This is a genomic window from Allosphingosinicella sp., assembly GCF_036570505.1.
GTDB lineage: Bacteria > Pseudomonadota > Alphaproteobacteria > Sphingomonadales > Sphingomonadaceae > Allosphingosinicella.
Map to the genome: position 1 here is coordinate 25276 of NZ_DATCYB010000028.1, position 12789 is coordinate 38064.

At 66.8% G+C, this 12789-nt stretch carries 11 protein-coding genes; all 11 read left to right on the forward strand.

Translation table 11 applies throughout. The annotated features are described in order from the left end of the window. The gene (locus VIR62_RS02065) at positions 1-1380 is read left to right on the forward strand and encodes a UDP-N-acetylmuramoyl-tripeptide--D-alanyl-D-alanine ligase (protein WP_431868271.1); all 1380 of its coding nucleotides are present in this window, start codon (positions 1-3) and stop codon (positions 1378-1380) included. Further along, on the forward strand, positions 1380-2450 hold the full coding sequence (gene mraY, locus VIR62_RS02070) for a phospho-N-acetylmuramoyl-pentapeptide-transferase (RefSeq protein ID WP_431868272.1): 1071 nt from the start codon (positions 1380-1382) through the stop codon (positions 2448-2450). Before VIR62_RS02065 ends, mraY begins: the two co-directional genes overlap by 1 nt. 112 nt (positions 2451-2562) lie before the next feature. After that, entirely contained in the window at positions 2563-3840 is a 1278-nt protein-coding gene (gene murD, locus VIR62_RS02075) for a UDP-N-acetylmuramoyl-L-alanine--D-glutamate ligase (protein WP_431868274.1), read from the forward strand. A 10-nt stretch (positions 3841-3850) separates the two neighbouring features. Next, positions 3851-5053, forward strand: a complete 1203-nt coding sequence (locus tag VIR62_RS02080; protein ID WP_431868276.1) for an FtsW/RodA/SpoVE family cell cycle protein — start codon at positions 3851-3853, stop codon at positions 5051-5053. After that, a complete protein-coding gene (gene murG / locus VIR62_RS02085) occupies positions 5050-6207 on the forward strand; it encodes an undecaprenyldiphospho-muramoylpentapeptide beta-N-acetylglucosaminyltransferase (protein ID WP_431868278.1) in 1158 nt (385 codons plus the stop codon). The genes VIR62_RS02080 and murG overlap by 4 nt, the downstream gene beginning before the upstream one ends. Then, positions 6204-7616, forward strand: a complete 1413-nt coding sequence (gene murC / locus VIR62_RS02090; protein WP_431868279.1) for a UDP-N-acetylmuramate--L-alanine ligase — start codon at positions 6204-6206, stop codon at positions 7614-7616. Before murG ends, murC begins: the two co-directional genes overlap by 4 nt. Further along, on the forward strand, positions 7613-8515 hold the full coding sequence (gene murB / locus VIR62_RS02095) for a UDP-N-acetylmuramate dehydrogenase (protein WP_431868281.1): 903 nt from the start codon (positions 7613-7615) through the stop codon (positions 8513-8515). Before murC ends, murB begins: the two co-directional genes overlap by 4 nt. A 118-nt stretch (positions 8516-8633) precedes the next feature. Beyond that, positions 8634-9572, forward strand: a complete 939-nt coding sequence (locus tag VIR62_RS02100; protein WP_431868282.1) for a D-alanine--D-alanine ligase — start codon at positions 8634-8636, stop codon at positions 9570-9572. Then, complete coding sequence (locus VIR62_RS02105; protein WP_431868284.1) at positions 9569-10492, forward strand: cell division protein FtsQ/DivIB; 924 nt, start codon at positions 9569-9571, stop codon at positions 10490-10492. The genes VIR62_RS02100 and VIR62_RS02105 overlap by 4 nt, the downstream gene beginning before the upstream one ends. A 37-nt stretch (positions 10493-10529) precedes the next feature. Then, positions 10530-11789, forward strand: a complete 1260-nt coding sequence (gene ftsA, locus VIR62_RS02110) for a cell division protein FtsA (RefSeq protein WP_431868286.1) — start codon at positions 10530-10532, stop codon at positions 11787-11789. Between the two features lie 109 nt (positions 11790-11898). Next, positions 11899-12789 (forward strand): cell division protein FtsZ (gene ftsZ / locus VIR62_RS02115; protein ID WP_431868287.1); only part of this gene is annotated, 891 nt, incomplete at its 3' end.

Genomic DNA, 12789 nt, shown 5'->3' on the forward strand with positions numbered 1-12789 from the left:
ATGAATTCTCTCTGGACCGCCTCTGAGATAGCTGACGCCACCGCCGGGTTTGTTCATGGCGATTTTGAAGCGAATGGCGTGGCGTTCGACTCCCGCGAGATCACGGCAGGCGACCTTTTCATCGCGATGAAGGGGGAGGCGACCGACGGCCATCGCTTTCTCGGCCAGGCTTTCGCGGCAGGGGCCGCCGGCGCCATCGTCAGCGAGGAGATCGACCAGCCTCACGTCCATGTCGCCGATACCGTGAAGGCGCTGAACGACCTCGGCCGGGCTTCCCGTGTCCGCACAAACGCTCGAATTGCCGGCGTCACCGGCTCGGTCGGCAAGACCGGCACGAAGGAGGCGCTCTACGCCGCCCTCGACCGCGCCGCGCCCGGCAAGGCGCATCGCTCGGTGAAGAGCTACAACAATCACACCGGCGTCCCGCTCTCGCTCGCACGGATGCCGCGCGAGACGTGCTTCGGCATCTTCGAAATGGGGATGAGCGCGCCGGGCGAGCTGGCGGCGCTGACACGGCTGGTTCGCCCCCATGTCGCGATCGTCACCGCCATCGCCCCCGCCCACCGCGCCTTCTTCGCAAGCGATGAGGAAATCGCCGACGCCAAGGGCGAGATTTTCGAGGGGCTGGAGGAAGGCGGCACGGCGCTCGTGCCGTTCGACAGTCCTCACCGCGGCCGGCTGATCGCCGCCGCCGGACCGCATGCTGGAACGATCCTGACCTTCGGCTTGGGCGAGGGCGCCGACATCCGCGCGCGCGAGGCCATGGTCATGTCGGGCGCGGGGACGCTCGTCACCGCGATTCTGCCGGATTCCGAGATCACCTTCACCTTGTCCCAGCCCGGAGAGCATTGGGTGTCGAACGCGCTGGCCGTTCTCGGCGCCGTGCACGCGATGGGCGGCGATCTCGCCCAGGCGGGGCTCGCGCTCGCCGACATGACCGGCCTGAAGGGCAGGGGAGAGCGCCACCGGATCGATGTCGAAGGGGGCGCGGCCCTGCTCATCGACGAAAGCTACAACGCCAATCCCGCCTCGATGCGGGCGACGCTCAAGACCCTGGGGGCGGAGAAGGTTGCCGGCCGCCGCATCGCCGTCCTTGGTTCGATGAAAGAGCTGGGCGAGACGTCCGACGCCTTCCACGTCGGTCTCGCCGAGCCGATCGAGGCCGCCTGTGTCGATCACGTCATCCTGGTCGGCGAAGAGATGGCGCCGCTCGCGAAAGTCCTTGGCGCAAAGGTTAAAATGACGCATGTGCCCGACGCGTCGTCGGCCCTGGAACCGCTCGAAGAAGCCATCGGGCCGGGCGACGCCATACTCGTCAAGGGATCGAACTCCATGGGACTTGCCGCCCTCGTCGAGGCGCTGGCGAGCGGGAAAAGCTGATGTTTTTGTGGATTGCCGAACAGCTGGATTTCGTAGGGATCCTGAACCTCATCCGCTACATCACCTTCAGGGCGGGTGCCGCCACCGCTACCGCCCTGTTACTCGGCCTGCTGATCGGCCCCAGGTTCATCGGCTGGCTGCGCATCCGCCAGGGCAAGGGCCAGCCGATCCGCGACGACGGCCCGCAAAGCCACCTCGCCAAGCGCGGCACGCCGACAATGGGGGGGCTCATGATTTTGACCTCCGTCTCGGTGGCGATGATCCTGTGGATGGATTTTTCCAACCCTTATCTCTGGGCCTGCCTGTTCATTACCGTCGGTTTCGGCCTGATCGGGTTCCTCGATGACTATGACAAGGTAACGAAGCGCCACCATAAGGGCGTCTCCGGCAAGGTGCGCCTGCTGGCCGAGTTCCTCGTCGCGGGCATTGGCTGCGGGATCATCGTTCAGGGGACGGGCACCGATCTCTATATCCCCTTCTTCCAGGGACCAGTGGTCGATCTCGGCTGGTTCTACATCCCCTTCGCCGCCGTGGTCGTGGTGGGGGCCGGCAACGCGGTCAACCTGACGGACGGTCTCGACGGCCTCGCGACCATGCCGGTCATCATAGCCAGCCTCGCCTTCCTCGTCATTTCCTATCTCGTCGGCAACGCCATCTTTGCCGACTATCTGGGAATCCCGCATGTCCTCGGGGCGGGCGACCTCACCGTCCTATGTTCGGCCATCATCGGGGCGGGGCTTGCCTTCCTCTGGTTCAACGCGCCGCCGGCGGCCGTCTTCATGGGCGATACGGGCAGCCTGGCGCTCGGCGGCGCGCTCGGCGCCATCGCCGTCGCGACCCAGCATGAGATCGTGCTCGCCATCATCGGCGGCCTGTTCGTGCTGGAAGCGCTGTCGGTCATCATCCAGGTTTTCTTCTACAAACGCACCGGCAAGCGCGTGTTCAAGATGGCGCCGATCCACCATCATTTCGAGCAGATGGGCTGGTCCGAGCCGACTGTCGTCATCCGCTTCTGGATCATCAGCTTCGTGCTCGCGCTCGCGGGCCTCTCCACGCTGAAGCTGAGATGATCGTCTCGGGCGCCTTCCTTTCCCGTCATCCCGGCGAAAGCCGGGAACCAGGAACTCGGGCGTTGGTGCTCTTGGGTCCCGGCTTCCGCCGTGGTGACGAAGGAGGAGGGCGATGATCACGTCGGACGCCTTCCGGAACAAGCAATATGCCGTCCTCGGCCTCGCCCGATCTGGCCTGTCGGCGGTCGAGACGCTGGCCGCCAGCGGCGCCCGGATCATCGCCTGGGACGCCCGCGAGGAGGCGCGTGAAGCGGTCGCCGACAAGGCCCAGGTGACCGATCCGATGACGACTCCTCTCTATGGGCTGGACGGGATCGTCGTCTCGCCGGGCGTGCCGCTCAACCGCCACCCGATCGCGGAGCGGGCCGAGGAAGCGAACGTGTCGGTGATCGGCGATATCGAGCTCTTCTCGCAGGCGCGCGCCTCGCTTCCGCAGCACAAGGTCGTCGGCATCACCGGCACCAACGGCAAGTCGACGACGACCGCGCTCATCCACCACATTCTCGAAACCGCGGGCGTTCCGACGACGATGGCGGGCAATATCGGCGCGCCGATCCTGGGGCAGGACCCGCTTCCGGAAGGCGGCGTCTATGTGCTGGAGCTTTCCTCTTACCAGATCGACCTGACGCACAGCCTCGACTGCGATGTGTCCGTGCTGCTCAACATCACGCCGGACCATCTCGACCGCTATGATGGCGTCGATGGTTACGCCGCCTCCAAGGCGCGGCTTTTCCTGATGCAGTCGCCGGAAAATGTCGCCGTCATCGCCGCCGAGGACGATTACACCCGCGCCATCGCTGCCCAGGCGGGCGGCAAGCGTGTTCTCGTTGCCTCCACGGACATCAAGGACCAGTCGCGCTGGCCCTCGCTGCAAGGGCCCCACAATGCGCAGAATGTCGCGGCGACGATAGCCGTGGCGCGGGCTCTCGGCGTCGACGATGAAGCCGTTGCCAGGGGCCTCGAAACCTATCCGGGACTTCCGCACCGCATGGAGCGGGTAGCGGAAAGAAACGGCGTACTCTTCGTCAACGACAGCAAGGCCACCAACCCGACGTCGACGGCCCCCGCCCTGGCGGCCTATCCGGCGGTTCACTGGATATTGGGCGGGCTGGCGAAGTCCGACGACCTCGATGCCTGCGAGCCCTTCCTCGGCCACGTGAAGGCTGCCTACACGATCGGCGAGGCAGGCCCGATGTTCGCGGAGCTGCTGTCGGGCAAGGTTCCGGTCAGCCAGTGCGAGATGCTGGCCCAGGCGGTGAATGCGGCGGCCGAGGCGGCGAAGCCCGGGGAGGTGGTGCTGCTTTCGCCCGCCTGCGCGTCCTTCGACCAGTTCCGGGATTTCGAGGCGCGGGGCGACGCCTTTCGCGTGGCGGTGGAGGCCCTGGCATGAGGACGGCGTCATGAGCACGGTTCACGACAGCATTCGAAGCGCCATGGCGAACCGGCTCGGCCGGTCGGACCGAAGCGCGCTCGGCCGCTGGTTCTGGGAGATCGACCGTGTCCTGCTACTGCTCGTCGCGGTGCTGATCTCGATCGGCCTCATCGCCGTGGCGGCGGCCTCGCCGGCGGCGGGCGCGCGCTATTCGGGCGGCAATGTCACCTTCGCGCCCCTCTATTATTTCTACCGGCAGCTGATGTGGATCATCGTCGCGGTCCCGGTGATGGTCGCCGTTTCCATGCTGCCCAAGGAGAGGGCGCGCCGCCTCAGCATCGCCGGCGCCGTCATTTTCACCGTGCTCCTCTTCCTCACGCCCATCCTCGGGCAGGAAGTGAACGGCGCCCGCCGCTGGATCGGCTTCGGCTTCGCCCAGTTCCAGCCGTCGGAGTTCCTGAAGCCGCTGTTCATCGTCAGCCTCGCCTGGCTGCTGTCGCTCCGGGACAAGGACAAGGGGTTGCCCGTCGTGCCGCTGACGGGCCTCCTCACCGGCATCGTTGCGCTGCTCCTGATGCAGCAGCCCAATTTCGGCGAGACCATCATTTTCGCCGCGATCTGGGTGGTACTGCTCACATTGTCGGGCGTGTCGATGCGGATCCTCGCCATCCTGGGAATGGCCGCCATCGCCGGCGTCATCCTCGCTTACTTCTTCTACCCGGTCGCGACGGAGCGGATCGACGCCTTCCTGTTCGCGAGCGAGGTCACCGACACCTATCAGACGGACAGTGCGCTGATGACGCTTACGGCCGGCGGGATGTTCGGCGTTGGACCCGGCGCCGGTTCCCACAAGTTCCGCCTGCCCGAGCCGCACACCGACTACATCTTCTCGGTGATCGGCGAGGAGTTCGGCCTCATCGCCTGCCTTGCCATCGCCATCCTCTATTTCGCCATCGTCGCGCGCGTGCTCATCAAGCTGCTGCACGAAGAGGACAGCTTCCTCGTCCTCGCCGCGGCCGGGCTCGTCTGCCAGTTCGGACTCCAGGCCCTCATCAACATGGCCGTCAACGTCCAGATCGCCCCGTCCAAGGGCATGACCCTGCCGTTCATCTCCTATGGCGGATCGTCGATGATCGCGCTGGCGGTAGGGATGGGATTGCTGCTCGCCTTCACGCGCCGCAACCCTTATCTCCATCGCTCCCCATACGTGGTGAAATGGAGCGGCGGATGATCTCGCGGCACTATGTCCTCGCGGCCGGAGGTACCGGCGGACACATGGTCCCGGCCCATGCGCTGGCCGAGGAGCTGATCGCGCGCGGCCACCGCGTCGCCCTCGTCACCGATGACCGCGGCGCCCGCATCCCCGGCCTGTTCGAGGGCGTGCAGGTCCATATCCTCCCCGCCGGGCGTCTCGGCGGCGGTCCGATCGGCTGGATCAAGGCGTTGAAGAACATCTTCGCCGGCCGCGCCATGGCCTCGCGCCTTTATGAGACCTTCCGTCCGTCCGCCGTGGTCGGCTTTGGCGGCTACCCCGCCCTGCCGGCCCTTCTCGCCGCGCAAAGGGATGGCATCCCGACCCTGGTCCATGAGCAAAATGCCGTGCTGGGCCGCGTCAACCGATTGCTCGCGGGGCGGGTCGACGCGATCGCCACATCCTATCCGGACGTGCACCGCCTCTCGCCGCGCCATGGCGAGAAGGTCCATCTCGTCGGCAATCCGGTGCGCGACGAGGTGCTGGCACTCCGCGACCAGCCTTTCCCCGCGCTCACCGAGGACGGCGTCTTCCGCATCCTCGTCACCGGCGGCAGTCAGGGCGCGACCATCCTCTCCAGCGTGGTTCCCGACGGGCTCGCCATGCTGCCCGAGCATTTCCGCCGCCGCCTCCAGGTGACGCAGCAATGCCGCGCCGAGGATATCGACGAGGTTCGCGCCCGCTATGCCAACCTGGGCATCCCCGCCGACCTCGCCACCTACATGCCCGACCTTCCCGAACGGCTCGCCTGGTCGCATCTCGTCATCGCCCGCGCCGGCGCCTCGACCATCGCCGAGCTGACCGCGGCGGGCCGCCCCGCCATCCTGATCCCGCTCCCTAGCGCCACCGACGATCACCAGAGCTACAACGCCCGGGAAATGGCGCGGAGCGGTGGCGCCCGCATGATCGCCCAGTCCGCCTTCACCCCCGTCGAGCTCGCCAAGCAGATGCAGAAGCTGGGCCTGGAGCCGCAGGCGCTCGCCAACGCCGCCGAGCGCGCCAGGGATTGCGGTCGCCCGGATGCCGCCCGCGACCTCGCCGACCTGGTCGAGCGCATGGGACGGACGCCCGCGTTCGTGGGGGCCGAGGAAGTCGCCCTTCGCCCGGTTCCGACCGGCGGAGCGATGGCATGAGGGGTGTCGGCACCGACATCGGCACCATCCATTTCGTGGGTATCGGCGGCATCGGCATGTCCGGCATCGCCGAGGTGATGCACATCCTCGGCTACAAGGTGCAGGGCTCGGACGTGGCCGAAGGCTATGTCGTCGAGGGCCTCCGTAAGCAGGGCATCCCCGTCGCCATCGGCCATGATCCGGACAATCTCGGCGAGGCCGCCGTGGTCGTGACGTCGACCGCTATCAAACGGGGCAATCCGGAGGTCGATGCGGCCTATGAGCGCCGCATCCCCGTCGTCCGCCGCGCCGAAATGCTGGCCGAGCTGATGCGCCTCAAGGCCACGGTCGCCATTGCCGGCACGCACGGTAAGACCACCACGACCTCCATGGTCGCGGCCCTGCTCGACGCGGGCGGCATCGATCCCACCGTCATCAACGGCGGCATCATCAACGCCTATGGCTCCAACGCCCGGCTCGGAAAGTCCGACTGGATGGTGGTCGAGGCCGACGAGAGCGATGGCAGCTTTTTAAGGCTCGACGGCACGATCGCCGTCGTCACCAACATCGATCCCGAGCATCTCGACCATTATGGCAGCTTCGAGCACGCCAAGGACGCCTATGTCGAGTTCGTCGAGAACGTGCCTTTCTACGGCGCGGCTCTCCTATGCGTCGATCACCCCGAGGTCCAAACGATCATCCCGCGCCTCCGCGATCGCCGAGTCTTGACGTACGGCTTCGCCGCCCAGGCCGACATACGCGGGGAGAATGTCGAGCCCTTTCCCGGGGGCAACCGCTTTGATGTCAGCGTGCGCGATCGTGCCGGCGAAACCCGCCTCATCCAGGGCGTGAGCTTGCCTATGCCGGGGCGCCACAATGTCCAGAACGCGCTGGCCGCGATCGGCGTGGCCCTGGAGATGGGGATTCCGGACGAAATCGTCGCCCACGGCTTCGACAAGTTCCACGGCGTCAAGCGCCGTTTCACCAAGGTCGGCGAGGTCGAGGGCGTCGCCATCATCGACGATTACGGCCATCATCCGGTCGAGATCAAAGCCGTCCTCGCCGCCGCCCGGGAAGGCGCCGAGGGTCGCGTGATCGCCGTCGTCCAGCCCCACCGCTACACCCGCCTTCGCGACCTGATGGACGACTTCCAGGGCGCCTTCAACGACGCCGACATCGTCTATGTCGCGCCCGTCTACGCGGCGGGCGAGGAGCCGATCGACGGCGTCGATTCCGAAGCCTTGGTCGAGGGTCTCAAGCAACGCGGCCACCGCATGGTCGCCGGCGTCGCCGACCATCAGGATCTCGCCCGCCAGCTTCGCGACATCGCCGCCCCGGGCGACATGGTCATCTGCCTCGGCGCCGGTGACATCACCAAATGGGCCGCCGGTTTGGCGGATTGCATCCGCGACGCGAGGCTGTGCCGATGAGCACCGCGAGCCTCGACATTCCCGCCTTGGACGGCGCGGTAGAGCGCGGTGGCTCGCTCGCCGATTTCATCTGGTTCCGCACCGGCGGGCCCGCCGAATGGCTGGTGCGGCCGGCCACCGTCGAGGACCTGTCCCGGTTCCTTTGCAACCTCGATCCGTCCGTCCCCGTCCTTCCGGTCGGCGTCGGCTCCAACCTCATCGTACGCGACGGCGGCGTGCCCGGGGTGGTCGTGCGGCTGCCCAAGGCGCTGGCCCATGTCCATATCGAACCGGGCCACCGCGTCCGCGCCGGCGCCGGCGCGATGGGCATCACCGTCGCCAGCAAGGCGCGCGACGCGCACATCGCCGGCCTCGAATTCCTGCGCGGCATTCCCGGCACGGCCGGCGGCGCGGTGCGGATGAATGCCGGCGCCTATGGCCGCGAAGTCTCCGACATCCTCGTCGAGGCGACGCTGGTCCTGCGCGACGGCACAGTCGAAACCTGGCCGGCCGAACGCTTCGGCTATACCTATCGTCACAGCGAAGTGCCGGAAGGTGCCATCGTTGTCGAAGCGCTGTTCCAGGGTGTGCCGGGCGAGCGCGCCGTCATAGGCGCCGAGATGGACCGCATCGCCTCCGAGCGTGAGGCGAGCCAGCCGCTCAGGAGCCGCACCGGCGGCTCGACCTTCAAGAACCCGCCCGGCACCAGGGCCTGGAAGGAGATCGACGCCGCCGGTTGCCGGGGCCTGACAGTCGGCGACGCCCAAGTGTCGGAAAAACATTGCAATTTCCTGCTGAATCTCGGCAAGGCGACGGCCGCCGACATCGAAGCGCTGGGGGAGGAAGTGCGCCGCCGCGTCAAGGAGCACAGCGGCATCGAGCTTGAGTGGGAGATACAGCGGGTGGGGAAAAAGAAGTGAATCGCGGCAACCGCTCCCTCGTCATGCTGAACTCGTTTCAGCATCCATCTTCGAGCTTCGAGGCAGCTCCGGCGTGGACCCTGAAACAAGTTCAGGGTGACGTAGAAGGGCGTAGCAGATGAATAAGGTTAAACTCCATGTCGCGGTGCTGATGGGCGGCTGGTCGGCCGAGCGGGAGGTTTCGCTGTCGAGCGGCGAGGGCATCGCCGACGCGCTCGAAAGCCTCGGTCATCAGGTCACGCGCGTCGACATGGACCGCAACGTCGCACAGGTGCTGGCGGCGATCCGGCCCGATGTCGTCTTCAACGCGCTCCACGGAACGCCGGGCGAGGACGGGACGGTCCAGGGCATGCTGGACCTGATGCAGATTCCCTACACCCATAGCGGCGTCGAGACGTCGGTCATCGCGATCGACAAGGAGCTTACCAAGATGGTGCTGGTGCCGCACGGCATCCGCATGCCCGAAGGGCGGATCGTCGAGAGCGAGACTCTCCACAGCGAGGACCCGATGGCGCGGCCCTATGTGCTGAAGCCGGTCAACGAGGGCTCGTCGGTCGGCGTCGCCATCGTCACCGACCAGGGCAATTACGGCAATCCCATCGGCCGCGACGTGGCTGGCCCCTGGCAGAATTTCGAACGCCTGCTCGCCGAACCCTTCATCAAGGGCCACGAGCTGACCGTCGCGGTGTTGGGCGACGAGGCGCTCGCCGTCACCGAGTTGAAACCGACGCAGGGCTTCTACGATTATGATGCGAAATATACGGACGGCCTGACGCAGCATGTGTGTCCGGCGGAAATCCCGGATCACATTCGCGACGCCGCCATGGATATGGCGCTGAAGGCTCACCGGGTGCTCGGCTGCAAGGGCACCTCGCGCTCCGATTTCCGCTGGGACGACGAGCGCGGCCTTGAGGGCCTTTATCTTCTCGAGGTGAACACCCAGCCCGGCATGACCCCGCTCAGCCTCGTTCCCGAACAGGCGAAATATCGCGGCATGTCCTATGCCGACCTGGTCCAGCGGATCGTCGAGGAAGCTCTTCAGGGAGGCGATGGATGAGCGCACGGATCGCCCGAGGTTCCTCCGCGGCGAAACCCCGGCCGAGATCGAAGGCGCCCGCGCGGGGCAAGGGGCGTGGCAAGCAAACGGTCGACACACTGCCGCTGAGCGACGCGGCCCTCCGCCGCATCGGCTTCTGGCTGCTTCTGGGCATGATTCTCGCCATAGGCCTCGCCTTCGCGGTCGCGACGGGCGTGCCCCGGATGATCGGCTGGACGGTGGGCGGGGCGATCGGCGAGGCCGGATTTTCGGTGAAGCGGGTCGAGATCAAGGGCCTCGAACGCATGCAGCGGCTGCCGGTCTATGCGGTCGCGCTCGACCAGCAATCGATGGCGATGCCGCTGATCGACCTCGATGGTACGCGCGAGCGTCTGCTCCGCTTCGGCTGGGTCGAGGAGGCGCGCGTTTCGCGCCGCCTACCCGACACTTTGGTGGTCGATATCGTCGAGCGCACCCCGGCCGCGATCTGGCAGCATAACCAGCGCCTCGCGCTCATCGACCGCCACGGCGTCGTGCTCCAGGATGTCGAGCTCGACGCCATGCCGGACTTGCCCCTGGTCATCGGGCCCGCCGCTAACCACCACGCCGAAGAGCTTATCGCGCTGTTCGCGGACACGCCGCAGCTGAGGCCGCTGCTCGCCGGCGCCACCTGGGTTGGCGGTCGCCGTTGGGACATAAGGTTCCAGTCGGGGGAGACGCTGGCCTTGCCCGAAGGCGTCGAGGCGGCACGGAAGGCGCTCACCCATTTCGCGCGGATGGACAAGGCGGCCCAGCTCCTGGGGCGCGGCCTCGTGCGGTTCGACATGCGCATTCCCGGCAAGATCGTCGTCCGCGTGTCCGACGTCCCCGGCAGCACCGTATCCGAACTGGAGGCCGCGGCGCCCGCCGCGCCCGCCATCGACGCGGCGACGACCATATGAGGGGCCGGCATATGAGGGGCGGGAATTGAGCAGGAGGATGCCGCAGCCCCCGGGCCGCAAGCTCGTTACCGCCCTCGACATCGGTTCGTCCAAGGTCTCCGCCCTGATCGCGGAGCCGGGCGAGGCGGGCGAGCTTCGCATCCTCGGCACCGGCCAGCGCGAGAGCCGCGGCGTCAAGCGCGGCTTTGTTGCCGACATGGAGCGGACGGAAGCCGCCATCCGCGAGGCGGTGGAGCAGGCCGAGCGGATCGCCGGCACCAATGTCGAGAACGCCTTCGTCGGCTTTTCCGCGGGCGGGCTGGTCAGCACCGTCGCCAGCGTCGAGGTCGGCATCGGTGGGCGCAAGATCGAAAAGTCGGACATCGACAATTTGCTCGTCGCCGGCCGGGATTCGATCAACCCGGTGGGCCGCATGATCCTGCATGCGCTCCCCGCCCTCTACACGCTCGACGGCTTGCAGGGCGTCAAGAAGCCGCTCGGCCTCCATGCCGACAAGCTCGCCGTCGACATTCACGTCATCTCGGCCGAGCCGTCGCCGGTCCGCAATCTCGATCTCTGCGTCCGCTCGGCCCATCTCGGCGTCTCCGCGATCGTCGCCTCGCCGGTCGCCGCGGGCCGGGCCTGTCTCAGCGAAGAGGAACGGGAACTGGGCGTCGCGCTCGTCGAAATGGGCGCGGGCGTCACCAACGTGTCGGTCTTCGCCGGCGGCATGCTAGTCGGCCTCAAGTCGCTGGCCATAGGCGGCATCGACATCACCGACGACATCGCCTCGGCCTTCGGCACCCGCCGGGTCGAAGCCGAGCGCATGAAATGCTTCTACGGATCGGCGACGACCTCCCCGCGCGACAATCACGACATGATCGACATCGCTCCGATCGCCGGCGCCGACGAAGGGGCCGAGGCGACGCGCATCACCCGCGCGCAGCTCATCGCCGTCATCCGCCAGCGGCTCGATCAGCTGATGGGCGAAATTGCCGGCGCGTTGAAGGGCCTCGGTTTCGCCGGGCCGTTCGGCAGGCAGGTTGTGCTGACCGGCGGGGCCTCGGAACTGAAGGGCATGGCCGACTATGCTCAAGGCGTGCTCGGCCGCGCCGTCCGTGTCGGCCGGCCGAAGCTCCCCGGGTTGCCCGAAGCGCATGGCGGCCCGGCGTTCACGACCTTGGCCGGGCTCGCCTTGTTCGCGGCCTCGGACGAGTTGGATTTGAGGCGCCTCGGAGGAAATGACAGGACCGTGCGGAAGGGCGAGGACGGCAACATGGTGCAGCGCCTGATCTCATTGTTCAAAAGCAACTATTAGGAAAAATTGTGGTGTCGTTAACTTTTTGCTTCCGCGCGCGAATCGCATCGTGCAAAAGAGTCATGGAGGTGCTTCGTGGGGGCGCCGAGAGCACAGGGGAGTCAGCCAGATGAGCATCGATTTCATTCGTCCGGAAGTTGACGAGCTTCGTCCCCGGATCAGCGTGATCGGCGTCGGCGGCGCGGGCGGCAACGCGATCGCGAACATGATCAACAGCGATGTTCAGGGCGTGGATTTCCTCGTCGCGAATACCGACGCGCAGGCGCTCAACGCGTCGCAGGCGGACCAGAAGATTCAGCTCGGCCTCAAGATCACGCAGGGCCTGGGGGCGGGCTCGCGTCCCGAGATCGGCAAGGCCGCCGCCGAGGAAACAATCGCCGAGATCGAAAAGGCGCTCGACGGCGCCCATATGTGCTTTATTGCCGCCGGTATGGGCGGCGGCACCGGCACCGGCGCCGCGCCCGTCATCGCCAAGACGGCGCGCGACAAGGGCATCCTCACCGTCGGCGTCGTCACCAAGCCGTTCAGCTTCGAAGGCAATCGCCGCGGCCGCGCCGCCGATGCCGGTATCGAGGAGCTGCAGCAGCATGTCGACACGCTGATCGTCATTCCCAACCAGAATCTGTTCCGCATCGCCAATCCGAACACGACCTTCAAGGAAGCCTTCGCCATGGCGGACGAAGTGCTCCAGCAGGGCGTGCGCGGCATCACCGACCTGATGGTCATGCCCGGCCTCATCAACCTCGACTTCGCCGACGTGCGCAGCGTGATGCGCGAGATGGGCAAGGCGATGATGGGCACCGGCGAAGCCGAAGGCGATGGCCGCGCATTGGAAGCGGCGCAAAAGGCGATCGCCAACCCGCTGCTCGACGGCGTGTCGATGGCGGGCGCGAAGGGCGTCATCATCTCGATCACCGGCGGCGAGGACATGCGCCTGATGGAAGTCGACGAGGCCGCGAACCACATCCGCGAGCTGGTCGATCCCGACGCGAACATCATC

Excerpts from the sequence above, each read along its gene's own strand:
- VIR62_RS02105 (WP_431868284.1), top strand. The coding sequence starts at position 9,569 with ATGAGCGCACGGATCGCCCGAGGTTCCTCCGCGGCGAAACCCCGGCCG.
- murC (WP_431868279.1), top strand. The coding sequence starts at position 6,204 with ATGAGGGGTGTCGGCACCGACATCGGCACCATCCATTTCGTGGGTATC.
- murB (WP_431868281.1), top strand. The coding sequence starts at position 7,613 with ATGAGCACCGCGAGCCTCGACATTCCCGCCTTGGACGGCGCGGTAGAG.
- VIR62_RS02065 (WP_431868271.1), top strand. The coding sequence starts at position 1 with ATGAATTCTCTCTGGACCGCCTCTGAGATAGCTGACGCCACCGCCGGG.
- VIR62_RS02080 (WP_431868276.1), top strand. The coding sequence starts at position 3,851 with ATGAGCACGGTTCACGACAGCATTCGAAGCGCCATGGCGAACCGGCTC.
- VIR62_RS02100 (WP_431868282.1), top strand. The coding sequence starts at position 8,634 with ATGAATAAGGTTAAACTCCATGTCGCGGTGCTGATGGGCGGCTGGTCG.
- ftsA (WP_431868286.1), top strand. The coding sequence starts at position 10,530 with ATGCCGCAGCCCCCGGGCCGCAAGCTCGTTACCGCCCTCGACATCGGT.
- murD (WP_431868274.1), top strand. The coding sequence starts at position 2,563 with ATGATCACGTCGGACGCCTTCCGGAACAAGCAATATGCCGTCCTCGGC.
- murG (WP_431868278.1), top strand. The coding sequence starts at position 5,050 with ATGATCTCGCGGCACTATGTCCTCGCGGCCGGAGGTACCGGCGGACAC.
- mraY (WP_431868272.1), top strand. The coding sequence starts at position 1,380 with ATGTTTTTGTGGATTGCCGAACAGCTGGATTTCGTAGGGATCCTGAAC.